The following is a 16,506-nucleotide window of genomic DNA, read 5'->3' as shown; positions in this document are numbered from 1 at the left end:
CGACGTGCCGCCACGCCTGTTGGAGGTGATTCTGATGCCGTCATTGCAAGGGGAGCGAAGCAAGGATGGTCGGCAACGCTATTTAAGTCGGCAGCCTTCTCGCCTGGTGCCGCGGCGGCCGGATTTCGCCGTGCTGGGTGCCGATCGACATCTCGAAACTGTCGGCGATGCGGCGGGCGCGGTCGATGAAGAGCAGGGCGGCATTGCGGGGCAGCACATCGAGGCTGGTGCGCTCGAACAGATCGAGCCAGCGATCGAAATGCCGGCCTTCCAGCGGCAGCATCAGATGAGGCCGGAGCGGTCGGCCGTCATAGCGACCGCTGCGCAGGATGACCGATGACCAGAAGGCGCAGAGCTTGGCGAGATGGTCGTCCCAATCGGCGACCTTGGCATTGAAGATCGGCCCGATCAGATCGTCCTGCCGCACCCGGCCATAGAAGGTGTGGACCAGGCGTTCGATCATCGCCTCGCTGATCGCGGTGCCCTCAGGCTCGCTCATATGGATGCTGGCTGCCATGGCTGTCTCTATGCCGGAAAATACAGGCCGGCACCAATGCGCTGGTGTCGCAGCAGCTATTTTTCGGCGGTGCTACTGACATTTGGATGCCGCATCACCATGTAATTAGAAATCATTGGAAGAGTGGAGGCCGCCATGCGCATGCGTCCACTTGCGATAGCTGTTCTTCTTCTTGGTTTGATTGCAGTTCCGGTCAGGGCTCAACAACAGCCGGACCCTGAAAACCCGGACAACGATACTCGCGAGCAACTTTACGAGCTTGGTCGTTTCATTGCGATCTATCAGCGGGTGCTCGCCACCTATGTCGACAAGCCCGCACCGGACGTGCTGATCCAGGGTGCGATCGGCGGCATGATGTCGAAGCTCGACCCCCATTCGCGCTATGTCGATCCCAAAGCCATGTCCGACATGCAGCAGGAGCTTGCCGGCAAGCGCGTCGGGCTTGGTCTCGAGGTCGAGGTGCAGGGCGGCCTGGTCAAGGTGGAGCATGTCCTGGATGCCACGCCGGCCGCCACGGCGGGCTTGAAGGCGGGAGACATCATTCTCAAGCTGGACGGTGATACCGTCCGGGGGCTGAGCCCGGCAGCGATGCTGCAGCGCATGGAAGGAGCGGTGGGCAGTTCCGCCACCCTGACCATCCGGCGGCGTGGCAATGCCGTGCCGCTGTCCTATACCCTCATGCGCGAGATCATCCGGGCCGAGAGCGTGCGCTTCGAGGTGATGGGTGAGGATGTCGGCTATATCCGCATCCGGGAATTCAACGAGCAGACGCCCGACAGCCTCAGGCGGGTTGCGGAACGCCTGCCGACGGCCTTCCGGCCTGGCACCTTGAAGGGCATCGTTCTCGATCTGCGCAACAATCCTGGCGGTTTGCTCGATCCGGCGATCATGGTGTCGGCGGCCTTCATCGGCAAAGGGGTGCTGCTATCGATCCGCGGGCGTGAGCCCGACCAGTCGAAGGTCTATATCGCCCATGGCGAGGACATCACCGGCGGCGTGCCGCTGGTGGTGCTGATCAACGGCGGCACCGCCTCGGCGGCGGAGATCGTCGCCGGTGCCCTGCAGGACTTCAAGCGCGCCACCATCCTGGGTACGCGCTCCTTCGGCAAGGGCTCGATCCAGACGGTGACCCGCCTGCCCGACGACAGCGCCCTGGTGCTGACCACGGCGCGCTACTATACCCCGCTCGGCCGCTCGATCCAGGCTCAGGGCATCGAGCCCGACATCGCCGTGCGGCAGCAGGATCCGACCGGTGCCGGCCTCGGCCATGCCACACCCGGCGAAGCAGGCCTGACAGGTCATCTCAGGGGAACGGGCCTCAAGGACGAGAGTGGCTCATCCCTCTATGTGCCGCCCAATCCTACCGACGACATCCAGCTTCGCATTGCCCTCGACATGCTGCGCAGCACGGAACGCGAACGTAGTGAATTGTGGCGACCTCCCGGGAACTGAGTGGCGGCGATTCGAACGCAAAAACGCGCCGCCCGGCTTCGCGCTGGGGAGGTCGTTCTGCAACCATCGGCTGCGTTCCATGGCCGATATGAGCCGGTGGCGTGCAGGGGCGGCGGCGGGAAGCCACCCGCGGGCAGACACAAAATCGTCACAAAGCTGTCTCTTGACGCCGAGCAACATTCCATGGACTCATAGAAATCGTCGAGTCAGGAGAACATAGCTCAGTTCAACCAAAATCATCAGAGGTCCCGTGCCGCTATACAAATCGTCTGCTGTAGATGCAATCAAGCTTCGTAAGGCGAATGAATACAGTTTCTGGGGGTCGAGAAATGCTGCTAATCGAGTGGAACCGATTGCCAGTCCGCATTTTGATTTTGAGTTAGATCTGGAGCCGGGTGACAAGATCTTCACCGTTGGATCGTGCTTCGCACGCAATGTGGAAGGCCGGCTTGCCACCGCGGGCTATCGCCTGCCGATGCGGGATTTGATGGACGATCGCAGCTTCGCGGGCGTGCATCCTCGGGCGCTCAACAATTTCAGCACACCGTCCATCTGGAATGAATTGGGCTGGGCCACCGGGGAATTGCAGTTCGATGCCGAGCAGGCCATCGTCGAATATGGCTCCGGCAAATGGCTCGACTTGCACGTCACCCACAATGTGCAACCCGCGCCCCGGGAGACGGTGCTGCGCCGACGCTCGGCCATCACCAAGGCCTATGGCAGTTTCAAGGACTGCAAGCTGATCATCGTCACGCTCGGCCTGGTCGAAGTCTGGTACGACAATGTGGCAGCTACCTATCTCAACAGTTTGCCGCCACCGCCGCTGGTCCGCCGCTATCCCGAGCGCTTCGAGCTTCACGTGCTCTCTCATGACGAGACGCTGGATTATTGCGACCGGGCCTTGGGCCTCTTGCGCAAATATGGGCGAAGCGACGCGGTCATCCTGATGAGCGTATCGCCGGTGGCGCTCGGAATTACGCACCGTCCCGAGGACGTGATGGTGGCAAATTGCTACAGCAAGTCTGTCCTGCGTACGGTCACCGAGGAAATGGTCGCGCGCTACGACAATGTGCACTACTTCCCCAGCTATGAATCCGTGCTCCAGAGCGACCGGCAGATTGCCTGGATGAATGATTTTACCCATGTGAGCGAGACGCTGATCGCTCATAATGTCGACCGCCTGGTCCGGCATTTCGACGCAGGCGGCGTGGGCGGCGACAGCCTGGAGAGCGCCCAGGCCAGTATCGAGGCGGGCGGGGCATCGGCGGCGCATTTGCATGCCGTCGAGGCGCGCAAGGGTGATCCGAGTTCGGCGGCGCGCTTCTTCTCCGAGTTCGGCGAGTGGTCGGAGAAGTCGCCGACCTTTGCGACCGAGCACATCGAGTGGCTGGTCGAGCAGAAGCAGGCCGCCAAGGCGCTGGAGATCGCATCGCTGACCGATGCCCGCTCCGAGCGGATCAAGATGGCGAAGGCGCGTGCCCTGTTGATGCTCAAGCGCAACCGGGAGGCGCTGGACATCCTCTATGATCCGAAGCTGGAGGAAGCGCGATCGAGCCGCTACTGGTCGCTTCGGGTCGAGGCGGAAGGAAACAATGGCGATGTCGCCGCGCTGGAGACCACGCTGAGTGGCTGGTCGCGCGCTCTCCCCAAGCATGCCTCGCAGGCGCGGATCCATGTGGCGCGCGCCTTGTTGGCGCAATCCTCGGTTGGGCGCGCGCTGGAACTGCTGGAGCTTGCGCTGGTCGACAATCCCAAATCGGCCCTTGGCCATATCCTCTGTGCCGAGGCGCATCTATCGCGTGGTGACCTTGTCGCCGCCAGGCAGAGCTTCGAACAGGCGGAGCCGGCAACGCCAAGCGAAAACCGCCGCTACAACAAACTGAAGGACAGGATCGGCGAACTGGTCGGTGCGTAATTGATTTGAAGCAGGAGCTTGGGGGCGCCTATGCTAAGCGAAGTTCAGAAGAACTCATTCGTCGACAAGGGCTATTGCACCGTCCAGATAGACCTGGACGCCAAATGGACGAACTGGGCGATCAACCTGACATGGAGCCAGATCGACAGCCATTTCGACCGCGACGATCCCAGGACCTGGATCGGTGAGATCGAGGACGATTGCCGGTCCGCCACGCTCGCCAAACGCCGCGGCCGGCTGAAGTTCAAGGACAATGTGTTCCGGCATCCCGAACTGATCCGCATGATGTATGGCAACGGCCCGGTGATGTCGGCCGTGCGCAGCCTGATCGGCGAACGCTGCGTCGGCCGCCATGCGACGCGCGGCCTCTATCCGATCTTTCCGACCCCGCAGTCGAGCGACACGATCAAAGGCGGGATGGATGCCCATCCCTTCCAGGTGAATGCCGTCCTCTATCTCGACGACGTTGCCGAAGATGGCGGCGCCTTCAGCGTCTGGGAAGGGAGCCATTACATCATGGCGAAGGCATTTGCCGGTCGCGCTTCCTACAAATTGCTCGACAATGTCGAAGCCTTGCGCCTGGAGGCGGAGGCCCGTTGCCGTCATGTGATGCTGCCGGGGCCGCGCGGCACCCTGGTGCTGTGGCATCATCGCCTGTTGCACACGCCGACGACGAACCGGACCGACAAGGTTCGCTATGCCTTGCTCGCGGACTACTACCGTGACGACTGGCTCGACCAGGCCGACGAGCCCCACACCGCGGACTTCTGGGAAGGGTGGCCGCTGTCTGCGTCGCCGTCGTCGAGGCCGGCCCACGAACCGGAAACGCCTGGATTGACCGTCTCGCCGCGAAACGCAAAGGCGCGCCGAAACAAGGAACTCGCGCAATCAGGTGCTCCGGCATGAAGACGTGGGGCCTGTCTCGCGTAAGAGGGCCGCTTGCCGCGTCTGTCAGTGCATGAGGGCGATGGGCTGGCGCTAAAGCGTTTTGCGATCTGGCGGAATCACCAAGAATCGCAAAGACGCCCAAGCCAATCCTTTGGATTGGCTTGGGAACAAGGAGTTAGGGCAACTGAGCGTTCACGCTTGAACGCGCTTTGCGCTAGGTGCTCGCGCCATCGAATTTGTGAATCTCGAGCGCATCAAGGTCGATGGCCGGCACGCAGCGCAGATTGATCGCCACCATGGCCGCCCCGTCGGGCCGCTTTGCCTTGGCAAAAGCCTGAGTGCCGCAGGTCTCGCAGAACTGGTGTTCGATGCGGTGCTTGTTGAACTGGTAGGTCTTGAGTCTCGCCGGGTCGGCGGAGATGGTCACCGCTTCGGCCGGCAGGAAGGCCAGGAGCGAGCCCTTGCGGCGGCAATAGGAGCAATTGCAGCTCACGGCGCTGGTCGGCGCGTCGGCTTCGGCCGTGAAGGAAACTGCGCCGCAATGACAACTGCCTTCGAAGCTCATGTCTCGTCCTCCCGGGATGGTTGTGTGCAGGGCGCCAAGCATAGCCCGTGGCGAGGGATTCGGGGATCCTGTTCCGGTGTCGGGAAGGGGACTTCCTTTTGTTTGCGCCGGGCCTTGGCAGACATCAAAACCATACACACTCTATATTCTGAGTGATTTGCTCGCCCGGGCCTTGCGGACCCGGCCTGCCCTTTCATGGGAGATCTTCATGGCCCGCCAATTGCGGCTCGGCGCTTTCATGCGCCCGGCGAGCATTCATACCGGAGCTTGGCGCTATCCGGGCGCCTGGCCCGACGCCAATTTCAACTTCGCCCATCTCAAGCACCTGGCCCAGCGCCTCGAAAGCGCCCGCTTCGACGCTTTCTTCATGGCCGACCATCTCGCCGTGCTCAACATGCCGGTGGAGGCGCTCAAGCGCAGCCATACGGTGACGTCGTTCGAGCCCTTTACCCTGCTGTCGGCCCTGTCGGCCGTCACCGAGCATATCGGCCTGGTCGCCACCGCCTCCACCACCTTCGATGCGCCCTACCATGTCGCCCGCCGCTTTGCCTCGCTCGATCATCTCAGCGGCGGCCGGGCGGGCTGGAATATCGTCACCACGTCCAATCCCGATGCGGCCCTCAATTTCGGCCTCGACGATCATATGGGACACGACGAGCGCTACCGCCGGGCGCGGGAGTTCTATGACGTTGTCGCCGGTCTTTGGGACAGCTGGGCCGACGACGCCTTCATCCGCGACGTCGAAAGCGGCCTTTATTTCGACCCGGACAAGCTGCATGTGCTTGGCCACAAAAGCGAGTACCTCTCCGTGCGCGGCCCGCTGAACATCGCTCGTCCGGTGCAGGGCTGGCCGGTGATCGTGCAGGCGGGCTCTTCCGAGCCCGGACGCCAGCTCGCGGCCGAAACGGCGGAGGCGGTGTTCACCGCGCCGCCCAACCTCGCCGAGGGACGCCGCTTCTATGCCGACGTCAAGGGCAGGATGGCCAGGCTTGGCCGCGACAGGGACCATATGAAGATCCTGCCGGCCGCCTTCGTGGTGGTCGGCGACAGCGTGGAGGAAGCCAAGGCCAAGCGCGCCAGGCTCGACAGCCTCGTGCACTACGACAGTGCCATCGCTTCGCTCTCCATCGCGCTCGGCCATGACGTCTCGGGCTTTGATCCCGACGGCCGGCTGCCGCCCATTCCCGAGACCAATGCCAGCAAGAGCGGTCGCGAACGGGTACTGCAACTGGCCGAAAGCGAGGGCCTCACGGTGCGCCAGCTCGCCCAGCGCCTGGGCGGTTATGCGGGCCTCGCTTTCGTGGGCACGCCCGCAAGCATTGCCGATGAAATGGCGGAATGGCTTGAAAGCGAGGGTTCCGACGGTTTCAACGTGATGTTCCCCTATCTGCCCGGTGGCCTCGACGACTTCGTCGACAAGGTCGTGCCGATCTTGCAGGAGCGCGGCCTGTTCCGGCGCGAATATGAGGGGCGGACGCTGCGCGAGAATCTCGGCCTGCCGCGGCCGGAAAACCGCTTCTTCAGATAGGAGAAAATTTCCTGCAGAGTCGGGGCGGTTGGAGTGTCAGCCTCCTGGCTGACATCTTGGAAACGCAGCCCCTGCTGGCAAACGGGATGTCAGCCAGGAGGCTGACACCCTGCATATCCTGCGCTCTTTCATGCAAGCGCAACTATCGTCCCAAACCCGCCCTCACACCATCGCGAAGGTGTCGGGATCCGGGCCGATCTTGCCCTTGGGATCGTCGAGCTTCTCGATGGCGGCGATGTCCTCCGGCGCCAGCTTGAAATCGAAGACCTGGAAGTTCTCGACGATGCGGGCCGGCGTCACCGATTTGGGGATGACGACATTGCCGATGTCGAGATGCCAGCGCAGGATCACCTGGGCGGTGCTCTTGCCGTACTTCTCGGCGATGGCCGTCAGCGTGGGATCGGAGAGCAGCGTGCCCTGGCCAAGCGGGCTCCAGGCCTCCGTCGCGATGCCTTCCTTGGCGTGATAGGCGCGCAGGGCCTTCTGCTGGAAGCGTGGATGCAGTTCGACCTGGTTGATCGCCGGTACCACGCCGGTCTCCGCCTTCAGGCGCTCGAGATGGGCGATCTGGAAATTGGAGACGCCGATGGAGGCGACGAGCCCCTCCTCGCGCAGCTTGATCAGGGCCTTCCAGCTTTCGACATAAAGATCGCGCGAAGGCACCGGCCAGTGGATGAGATAGAGATCGATCGTCTCCAGGCGCAGTTTCTTCAGGCTGGCCTCGAAGGCCCGCAGGGCCGTGTCATAGCCCTGGTCTCCGTTCCACAGCTTGGTGGTGACGAAGATGTCCTTGACCGGAACGCTGGATGCGGCGAGCGCATCGCCCACGCCTTCTTCGTTGCCATAGATGGCAGCGGTGTCGATCGAGCGGTAGCCCGCCTCGATCGCCGCCGTCACCGCGGCGTTCGCGCCCTCGTTCGGCACCTGCCAGACGCCGAAGCCGAGCTGGGGAATTTCCTTGCCGTCATTGAAGCGGATGGTCGGACTCATGGGATTCTTTCCTGAAGTCGTCGAAGGGAAGGGAGGGATGAAAACGGAGGGGCGGTCCGATTCCAGGGGAGGCGGATCGCCGGATGAAGGATGCAGCCGCTGGGGCACCATCCTTCATCTAAGGTCTGGTCAGCGAAGCGCAACCATCGGTCTCACTGAAAGCCGGCGATCGCATGCGGGACATAAGGGGCTTCGAGCGCAGCGATCTCTTCGCCTGTCAATTTCAGATCGAGTGCCGCGATGGCATCGTTCAGATGATGCGGCTTGGAGGCGCCGACGATCGGAGCGGTCACGCCGCTTTTCTGCGCCACCCAGGCGAGAGCCACCTGTGCCCGCGGCACGCCGCGCGCCTTGGCGATGGCGGCCACGGCCTCGATGACCCTGCGGTCGGCTTCCTGGGTCGCGTCATAGAGCGCCGTGCCGACATTGTCGCTCTGCTGGCGCTCGCTGCTCTCGTTCCAGTCGCGCGTCAGTCGGCCGCGGGCGAGTGGGCTCCAGGGCAGCACGGCGATGCCCTGGTCGCGACAGAGCGGCAGCATCTCGCGCTCCTCTTCCCGGTAGAGCAGGTTGAGATGGTCCTGCATGCTGACGAATTCGGTCCAGCCATGCAGCCGGGAGGTGTAGAGCGCCTTGGTGAACTGCCAGGCATGCATGGAGGAGGCGCCGATATAGCGGGCCTTGCCGGCCTTCACCACGTCATGCAGGGCCTCCAGCGTTTCCTCGATGGGGGTCGACGCATCCCAGCGATGGATCTGGTAAAGGTCGACATAGTCGGTGCCGAGACGCCGGAGGCTGTTGTCGATCTCGGCCAGGATGGCGCGGCGCGACAGGCCCTCGCCATTGGGGCCGGGACGGGTGCGGAAGAAGATCTTGGTCGCCAGCACGATCTCCTCGCGCCGCGAAAACTCCCTGATGGCCCGGCCGACGATTTCCTCGGAGGTCCCGTCCGAATAGGTATTGGCGGTATCGAGAAAATTCACGCCGGCCTCGATGGCCTGGCGGATCAGGGGGCGGCTCTGTTCCTCGGGCAAGGTCCAGGCGTGATTGCCGCGATTGGGATCGCCATAGGTCATGCAGCCAAGGCACAGGCGTGACACTTCGAGGCCCGTCGAGCCGAGCTTGACGTAATCCATGGATGAAACTCCTTGCTGAAAACCTATTTCGGGCGCGTTGCCATCCGAAGGACCACGCGAACCGACTAATCCCGCTACTCGATGGATTGGGTCGATTGTGAATCGGCCGGGTGCCGAAGTCCAGCTTCAAAGCAAGGCAGAATGGCTCGCCGGCATTCACACAGTTGCGAGATACCCGGCTGGGCGTGTCGCCGATGACGCAACCGATGTCTCCGCCAAATCGCGACTCTTGCCCTTACAGCTCGAACTCGATGCCTTCCTTGCCCGCTTCGGGAAACAGGCAATCATAGTGCCAGCGTCTCTTCAATTCCTCGTCGTCCCATTGCTCCGTGCTGGGCTGGCGGAAGTTGAACACCAGTTTCTTCCGGCGCTGGGGATCGTTCTTGAGAATGCGGGCGATGGTCTCGGCATCCGGGTGGCCGTGGCGGCTGCCATCGGTCGAGAAGGCAAAGCAGGTACAGTCGATCAGGCGCAGCAGGGCCGGCGAGGTGTTGGCCTTACTGCCGTGATGGGAAACCTTGAGGCAGTCGAGCGCCAAGGGGTTCTCCGGACTATGGCCGAGGCGCTCGAGCGCGGCCTCGATGACATCGGAATGGGAGTCCGCCGCCATCAGCACGCGCCTTCCGTCGAATTCGGCGATGAACACGATGCTGGTGCCATTGGGCTTGGTGCCATCGCGTTCGAAGGCGCGCGAAGCCAGGGCATCGACATTGAGGCCGCCGAGAATCTCGCGACCATCGGCAAGGGCCTGCTCGACCAGGTCCTCGTCCACCGTGCGCAGATGCGCCTTGGCCAGTTCATTGTCCCAGACCGGCAGCAAGTCCGTGAGCTTGCGGTCCGTCGGAGAGAGCAGGGTGAGCTTCAGCCCTCCGGTGAGCGGCAGGGCTTCGCGCGCCTCCGGACTGTCCGTGGAAACGATGCCGGAGGCGAACTGGCTGTTCCAGGGCCAATGGCTGGCGACGATGCCGGCCGTGACCTTCTCGGCCTGGCCGGCGCCCATGGTTTCACGGTCACCGAGCCGGTCCCTCGCCGCGATGAGCTGGGCATGGGCGTTGAACCAGACATTGCGCGCCGTGAAGGGGAGCGCCGTTTCCCCGAACAGCGGCACGGCGCCTTCGATGTGGTCGGCGTCGATGTGGCTGATGGCGAAGAGCTCGAAGCTGCCGATCGCCTGCAGCAGCGGCTTCAGCACCCGATAATTCTTGGTACGGCCGAGATCGACGAGGGCGCGATGGAGGGAGTCTTCCTCGCCCCAGCTCAGCATCAGCGCATCGCCCTCGGAGGCCGGATGCATGGCGAGCCTGAAAACCGGCATGGCAGTCTCCTTCAAGCGCCGAGGCGGATCACGGTGAAGGCCTGGGTCGAGTCGATGCGGTTGGCGAAGGCGCGGGCTGCGCGGCGCGGCGCTTCGAGTGCCTTTTCATCCGGCAGGCTTTCGAGCCCGCGGGCCAGCCAGTCCGCTGACAGCGAATAGAGCGGTGCGCCGCGCGAAAAACCCTCCAGGAACCGGGCCTTGGCCTGTTCGAACTGCTTGGCGGTGCTGGCCCGCATCAACAGGCGGCGGCCAAGGATGATCGGGCCGTCCGGGATGAGCGGAAACCAGTTGGCGAGATTGAAGAGCCAGGGGTCCCAGCGGCGTTCGAGGTCGGGCGACGAGGCCGAGACGGCGATCAGCGCGGCCGCCAGCGCCGCGATCGGATCGGCGAGCTTGTCCTGCATCGCGTCGATCACGGCCTGCTGGAGCCCGCCGGCCAGGAGCCTGCTGCCGGCCTCGGCGTCGCGCGCCGCCAGGAAGCCGATCAGGCCGCTCCAGATGGAGTTTTCGGCGATGATGGTGACCATGCTTTTTTCGCGCGGCGCCTGCCTGTCGACGAGGACATAGGGGCGCCAGCGCCCCGCGATGCTCGGCACCACGGCGAGATTGCGGCGCGGGCCGGCTTCGATCGCGACGAAGACCGGGCGATCGTCGGTGCTACTTTCGAACGGCGCGAAGCGATGGGCCGCGGCGTCGGCCAGGCCAACCTGCGCGAGCCGCCCGTCGTCATTGTCTATGGCTGCGGCGAGGCGGGGATCGGCAAGCGCATGCAGGCCGAGCGCATAATCGACATGGCCGGCGATGGTGGCAATTACGGGTATCACCGGCGGAGGGGCGGGCCGAGGAAAACCGGGCTGCCAAAGGGGCGGTGCCGAGCTGTCGACGTCAGCCGATGGACGCGGCCGCAAGCTTTCCAGGCCCGGCGCCGGAGCGGGAGGCGACGGATCAGGGGGAGGAGACGGCGGGACGGCACCGGTCGCCGTCGCCAGGCCGAGCCATTCATGTGGCGAAGCCGGCATGGCGAAGCGCACTTCCAGCACCTCGTCCTTGGCCACCGTGACGTTCTGGATCTCCACCCGGCCATCGGGCGTACGCAAGGTGACGACATGTTCGCCAGGCCCGACATCCACGGGCGTGGCGCCGCCGATGGCGACGACAACCTGTTTGGGGCTCTTCTTCGCCTCGTTCGCCCCGGCAACCTCGGCCACGGCACCGGCTGCGATCGCCACGGGGCCGGAAAGGCTGATGAGCAGCCGTGCGACCGGGCCGGCGCTGCGTCCCGGGTCGAGTTTTTCCACTACGGCGGGAGGCGGCGTCGCACTGTGCCTGATTTCCAGGAAGACGGCTGGCGCCCGCGCCTTGCCCTTGGCCCCGCCGATATCCGCGCCGAAACGACGGGCGGAGACGTTGATGGCGGTGGCTTCGGGATATTTCAGGAGCTGGAAGGGCGGCTTTCCGGTTGCGCCCTCGAAGGCCGTCTCGCCGCCGGGGACGGCGGTGACGGTGAAATCGCTCTCGGGCCAGTTCTCGGGTTCGGCCATCGAAATATAGACCGGGATTTCCGCCCGCTCGCCGGCGAAGCTGATCTCGAAAGTACCGGAGATGCGCCCACCGGGCGTCTGCGGTTTCTCGTCCGGCAGGCGGTGCAGCTCGAGCAGGCGGCTGATGCTGTCCACCAGCGGGCCGGGGCGCACCGGCCAGTCCTCTTCGGCCGGATCGCCGGCGACACCGCCGAGTGCGCTCAGCAGCGCATCGGCAAACAAAGTGGTGTTGTTGACGCGGCCTCCCGCGACTTCTCCGAGCGCGGTGGCGGCGATCACCCATTGCTTGCTCGGCTCGTCATGTCCCCTGTTTTCGCGGGTCAGGGCAATCAACTTGCTTCCGAACGGCTCGTTCCAGGGCAAAGCGAGATTCGTCGCCGAGCGGCAGCAGTCGAACAGCAGAAGCTGGGAGACGGCTTTGGCGTTCTCCAGGGCGGACATGAACTGCTCGACTTCGGACATGCCGGCCGTGGCGTCGAGATCGTCCATGGCATAGTCCTCGAGGAGGAAGGCCGTGCGGGAGAGCAGGCTCTCGCCATGGCCCGCGACATAGAGGATGGCGAGATTGTCCTTGTGCGTGTTGATGCGCCTCACCCAGGCCCGTACCGCCTCGCGCGACGCGGCGAAGCTGGCGCGTGGCACCGGTCCATCGGCATAGGTGGCGCGGGGATCCCCGCCCGCTGCCGGCTCGGAGAGCAGGAGGGCGAGGCTGCCGAGCGGACAGGCCTCGTTACGAAAGCCCGGCGTGTCCCCGACGAACCAATCCGCCAGGGCTCGTGCCGAGAAGGTGGTGGAGGTCAGCGGCTTCTTGAAGCGCGACGACTGATAGGCACCGACTCCGATGATCAGCACATGGGTGGCGGGGCCGGCTGCCAGCGCGTCGTCGCGATAGACCAGGCCAAAATTCCTGTCGGGATCGGTGCCGGCGAGTTTCATGGCCCTAGACCGGAAAGCCGGGCAGGGGATAGGCCGTCGGAGCCGGCTCGGTCGGCGCGACATAGCTGCGCAGGGCGACATCCATCATCAGCCAGCCCCAATTGATGAGCCGGCTCTGCTCCTCCTCGTCGAAGGGATCGAGGCGGGTCCGCATTTTTGCCAGCCGCGCGACCGCGGTGGGGTCGGGCTTCAATGTCTGTGGGGCGGGATATTTCGAGGCGACGCTGTCGATGCCGCTGAAGGCAATGATGCGGCCGGCGGCCTTGGCTTCGGCGAAGAGCAGGCGCTTGCGCAGGCCGCGTGCCTGGTCGGTGGCGATGTCGAGGACGCGCAAGGCCTGCTGGGGCCAGAAGGCATGGGCGGATTCCTCGGTGCCGAAGGGGGCACCGGCATCGCTGACGATCACGGTGGCGAAATCGTCCACCGTCTCCAGCCCGAGATTGTCATACGCGCCGCCATCGATGAGGGAAAGCCTGTGGTTGTAGTCGGGATCGCCGAAATGGCTCGTGCCGGTGGCGTTCACCCAGTGCGCAGGGTCGACCTTGATCTCCACGGGCGACAGCACGGGCGGAAAGGCGCTCGAAGCGGCGACGGCCACTGCAAGCCGGATGTCGGGCTTGGGTATGATGCCGACAGCATAGTCGGCCAGCCGGATCTTTTGCAGGCGCACGAGCCGGCCGGTCTGCAGATTGGTTGCATTGAAGACGAATTGCGGGCTGTCCGGCAGATCCTGCAGGCTGATGCCCTCGAAGAGATCATCATAGCTGTCGGCGAGGACGTCGCCGATGGACTTGCCGGGCAGGATGGTCCCGAGCCCCACCGCCTTGGTATCGACGGAACGGGTGCAGAATTCACGCAGCGGTGCGATCACCTTGGCGTCGAGATCGGTGACAACGCCGTTCTGGAAGGTCAGCTGTTTCCAGGCGGCCGCCAGCATGCCGGAGGTGATCGAGCCGCCCGACACACTGGAGACCCGGCTGATCTTGGCGAGCAGGCCGAGCTGGTTGAGCCGGATCAGCGCGCCGCAATGATAGAGCGTGGCGCGAAAGCCGCCGCCCGAGAGGGCCAATGCCGGCGTGTTGCGATCCACCGTGCGGTCTTCGATTCCACCGGCCTGTGCCATCGCCCATCCCCCATGCAGGATCTGCAGGCGGAGTGTTTGACCAAACCCGTGAGTCGGGCGTTATTCCAGCGTCAGGGCCGGTCCGCGATCACCGGGTCCGCTCGCCGAACATCAGGAGGGCCGCGGCGCCGACGAGGCCGGCATTGTCGCCGAGAGCCGCCTTTACCACCGGCACGTCGCGGAAGGCAGGCAGGGCAGTGGTGCGGATGGCCCGATGGATCGTCTCGTCCATCAGGTCGAAGCCATGCGAGACGCCGCCGCCCATCACCACTTTCTCGGGACTGTAGAGATGGATGAGGCTGACAAAGCCCTCGCCGAGCAGGGTGGCTTCCTCGTCGAGGAGCGCGAGTGCCGTCGCATCGCCCTGGCGCGCGGCTGCGACAACGTCCCCGGCTGTCGGCGCCGTCAGGCGGGCGAGGCTGCTCCCGGGATGAGCGAGGGCGGCTTCGCGCGCACGCCGGTCGAGCGCGGTGCCGGCGGCGAAAGCCTCGAAGCAGCCAGCGGCGCCGCAACTGCAGCGCGGCTCGTCTCCGGCCGGGTGGCATTTCCGCGCCAGGCGGAAATGGCCGACATGAGCCGTCATGCCGCGCCTGCCATGCAGGAGCCGGCCGTCGCTGACTACGCCGCCGCCGATGCCGGTGGAGACGGTGACATAGAGGAGATGGTCGAGACCGCGGCCGGCGCCGAAGCGCCATTCGCCGTAGCAGGCGGCGATGGCGTCGCCCTCCAGCACCACCGGCCGGCCGAGCGCGGCGGCAAGTTCGTCGCGCAGGGGAAAGTTCTCCCAGCCGGGCAGGGTCGGGATGTGGATGAAGGTGCCGGTGAGGCTGTCGAGCGGCCCCGGAGCGCAGACGCCGATACCGGAGAGCGAGCCGAGGCTCTTGTCGTCGGTGACTTCCTCGATGAGGTTGCGGAATTGCGCCATCACGGCGGCTGGGCCGCCGGCGACATCCGTGCGGGTCGCGGCGCGCCTGAGCACGGTGCCGGTATCATCAACGAGGGCGGCGCGTACCTGGGTGCCGCCGAGATCGATGCCGATGGCGCGCCGATACATGGGTCAGGGCTCCCGCTCGAGGCCGTGGACCCAGGCGATGCGGGCGGCCAGATCCGGTGCGCCGAAGGCCAGCGACCCCATCACGATGGTCTCGGCGCCGGCTAGGCGCAGATTGGGCACGGTGTGCTCGCGATTGCCGCCATCGGAGGCAAGGATGATGCGGCGACCGGCCAAGTCATCGTTCAGGTAGTCGGCGATCAGCTTGCGGGCTTCGCGCAGCCGCGCCAGGGCCGAATCGTCGAGGCCGACGCCCTTGATGCCGATCAGGGTGCCGAGAAGGGTCAGCATATCCAGGCGGTCGAGGAAGGGTTCGGCCGCCGCGACCGGTGTGTGGAGCTGCAGCACCATGCCGGTGGCAAGGCCGTGCTCGCGGATACGGGCGAGGGCGGCATCGGCATTGGCGTTCTCGGCATGGATGCTGATCAGGTCGGCGCCGGCTTCGGCGAACTGGTCGATCTGGTCGAGGAGGATGTCGTCCGTCGTCATCAGATGGACGTGAATGGGCTTGGCGGTCACCTTGCGCACCGCCGCGGTCAGGTCCGGGAAGTAGAGCAGGGCCGGCGAGAAATGGCCGTCGGCGACGTCGACATGGAAGATGTCGACATGGCGCTCGACCCTGGCGATGTCCTCGGCGAGGCGGCCGAGGTCGGCCGACCACAGCGAGAATTCGGCAAGGAGGCGGTCGGCAGGCAGGGCCTCGAGCCAGCCGGGAGCGGGTTTCATGCGGGGGTCTCCGAAAGGAACTGCGCCAGAGTGGCGCGAAAATCCTGGACGTAGCGTGGCTTGTCCAGCGCCTTGGGGGTGATGCGGGCGAGCCGGGCGCCCGGAATGAGCGCGGCGAGCGTTTCGGCATGGCCGAGCGGGTGGATGGCGTCGACTTCGGTGCCGATGACGAGCGTCGGAATCCTCAGGGCTGCGATATCGGTGCGGGAGACGCCGGGTCCATCGGCCGAAATGCGGGCGAGCAGGGCCGCGGTGACGGCCTGGGGCTCTCGCGTAAAGAAGCCGCGCAGCGAGGCGAGGTTGTCCGGCGCACCAGCGGCAAGATCGCGCGCCGTATCGGAGGTCTCGAACAGCGCCCTTGCTTCGGCGGCCTCGTGGCCCGCAAGCAGCGCGCCGACCTGGGCATTGGGCGCCATATTGGCGGGGGCGGCCTCCGCAATCCAGGCCGGCCGGGCCAGCACCAGGGCCCGCACCAGCTCCGGCCTGGTGACGGCGAGGCGCAGGGCGATCGCCGCACCCATGGAAATGCCGCCGAGGACGGCGGGGCCGAGCGCCAGGCTGTCGAGCCAGCCCGCCAGGTCGTCGGCGAAGGTGGCGATCGAAAGAAGCCCGGGGTCGCCGGCTTCGGAGCCACCATGGCCTCGGCATTCCAGCGTGAGGCAGCGGGCCGGCAGCTCGAAGGGAAAGACCTCGGCCGGCTGGGCGGCATCCCCGCACAGGCCGTGCTGGAAGACCACAGGCATGCCGCTGCCGCGGTCATGCACGGCGAGGCGGAGGCCATGGCGCTGGAAGACGCTCATGTCAGCTGCTCCGCGACTTATCTTCC

The 16,506-nt window shown here is 65.1% G+C and carries 14 protein-coding genes; 4 read left to right on the top strand and 10 right to left on the bottom strand.

Annotated features, from left to right (window positions below):
- Window positions 1–82: 82 nt before the first annotated feature.
- Window positions 83–517: a group III truncated hemoglobin gene (locus tag ACIGJE_RS02450; RefSeq protein WP_311934591.1), complete on the bottom strand. Its 435-nt coding sequence runs from the start codon at window positions 515–517 to the stop codon at window positions 83–85.
- A gap of 135 nt (window positions 518–652) precedes the next feature.
- Here ACIGJE_RS02450 and ACIGJE_RS02445 point away from each other — a divergent pair, with 135 nt between their 5' ends.
- From ACIGJE_RS02445 to ACIGJE_RS02435, 3 genes are all read left to right on the top strand, one after another.
- Entirely contained in the window at window positions 653–1,969 is a 1,317-nt protein-coding gene (locus tag ACIGJE_RS02445; protein WP_367626679.1) for a S41 family peptidase, read from the top strand.
- Between the two features lie 250 nt (window positions 1,970–2,219).
- Window positions 2,220–3,884 carry a GSCFA domain-containing protein gene (locus tag ACIGJE_RS02440; protein ID WP_483679232.1) on the top strand — a complete coding sequence of 555 codons (1,665 nt, stop codon included), beginning with the start codon at window positions 2,220–2,222 and terminating at the stop codon, window positions 3,882–3,884.
- A 30-nt stretch (window positions 3,885–3,914) separates the two neighbouring features.
- On the top strand, window positions 3,915–4,790 hold the full coding sequence (locus ACIGJE_RS02435) for a phytanoyl-CoA dioxygenase family protein (RefSeq protein WP_483679230.1): 876 nt from the start codon (window positions 3,915–3,917) through the stop codon (window positions 4,788–4,790).
- A gap of 196 nt (window positions 4,791–4,986) precedes the next feature.
- Here the strand turns inward: ACIGJE_RS02435 and ACIGJE_RS02430 are convergent, their stop codons facing one another.
- Window positions 4,987–5,337: a GFA family protein gene (locus ACIGJE_RS02430; RefSeq protein ID WP_068294685.1), complete on the bottom strand. Its 351-nt coding sequence runs from the start codon at window positions 5,335–5,337 to the stop codon at window positions 4,987–4,989.
- Window positions 5,338–5,545: 208 nt separating this feature from the next.
- On the opposite strand from ACIGJE_RS02430, the gene ACIGJE_RS02425 reads away from it, so the two are divergent.
- A complete protein-coding gene (locus ACIGJE_RS02425; RefSeq protein ID WP_483679228.1) occupies window positions 5,546–6,865 on the top strand; it encodes an LLM class flavin-dependent oxidoreductase in 1,320 nt (439 codons plus the stop codon).
- A 162-nt stretch (window positions 6,866–7,027) separates the two neighbouring features.
- Here ACIGJE_RS02425 and ACIGJE_RS02420 read toward each other — a convergent pair whose 3' ends face one another.
- The 8 genes from ACIGJE_RS02420 to ACIGJE_RS02385 form a co-directional block, all read right to left on the bottom strand.
- Entirely contained in the window at window positions 7,028–7,855 is an 828-nt protein-coding gene (locus ACIGJE_RS02420; RefSeq protein WP_311934596.1) for an aldo/keto reductase, read from the bottom strand.
- 152 nt (window positions 7,856–8,007) lie between these two features.
- On the bottom strand, window positions 8,008–8,988 hold the full coding sequence (locus ACIGJE_RS02415; RefSeq protein WP_311934597.1) for an aldo/keto reductase: 981 nt from the start codon (window positions 8,986–8,988) through the stop codon (window positions 8,008–8,010).
- Between the two features lie 235 nt (window positions 8,989–9,223).
- A complete protein-coding gene (locus ACIGJE_RS02410; RefSeq protein WP_311934598.1) occupies window positions 9,224–10,303 on the bottom strand; it encodes a ComEC/Rec2 family competence protein in 1,080 nt (359 codons plus the stop codon).
- A gap of 11 nt (window positions 10,304–10,314) precedes the next feature.
- Window positions 10,315–12,780: a caspase family protein gene (locus ACIGJE_RS02405; RefSeq protein ID WP_415087040.1), complete on the bottom strand. Its 2,466-nt coding sequence runs from the start codon at window positions 12,778–12,780 to the stop codon at window positions 10,315–10,317.
- A gap of 4 nt (window positions 12,781–12,784) precedes the next feature.
- On the bottom strand, window positions 12,785–13,903 hold the full coding sequence (locus ACIGJE_RS02400; RefSeq protein ID WP_415087038.1) for a patatin-like phospholipase family protein: 1,119 nt from the start codon (window positions 13,901–13,903) through the stop codon (window positions 12,785–12,787).
- 88 nt (window positions 13,904–13,991) lie between these two features.
- Window positions 13,992–14,957 carry an ROK family protein gene (locus tag ACIGJE_RS02395; protein WP_311934601.1) on the bottom strand — a complete coding sequence of 322 codons (966 nt, stop codon included), beginning with the start codon at window positions 14,955–14,957 and terminating at the stop codon, window positions 13,992–13,994.
- Between the two features lie 3 nt (window positions 14,958–14,960).
- Window positions 14,961–15,680: a ribulose-phosphate 3-epimerase gene (locus ACIGJE_RS02390; RefSeq protein WP_415087274.1), complete on the bottom strand. Its 720-nt coding sequence runs from the start codon at window positions 15,678–15,680 to the stop codon at window positions 14,961–14,963.
- Complete coding sequence (locus ACIGJE_RS02385) at window positions 15,677–16,480, bottom strand: alpha/beta fold hydrolase (protein WP_415087273.1); 804 nt, start codon at window positions 16,478–16,480, stop codon at window positions 15,677–15,679. Before ACIGJE_RS02385 ends, ACIGJE_RS02390 begins: the two co-directional genes overlap by 4 nt.
- Window positions 16,481–16,506 lie beyond the last annotated feature (26 nt).

This window comes from Labrys sp. E2SS-1L, from assembly GCF_057073705.1.
The sequence above is the reverse complement of the archived record's forward strand: the minus strand, read 5'-3'. Positions and strand labels throughout refer to the sequence as shown.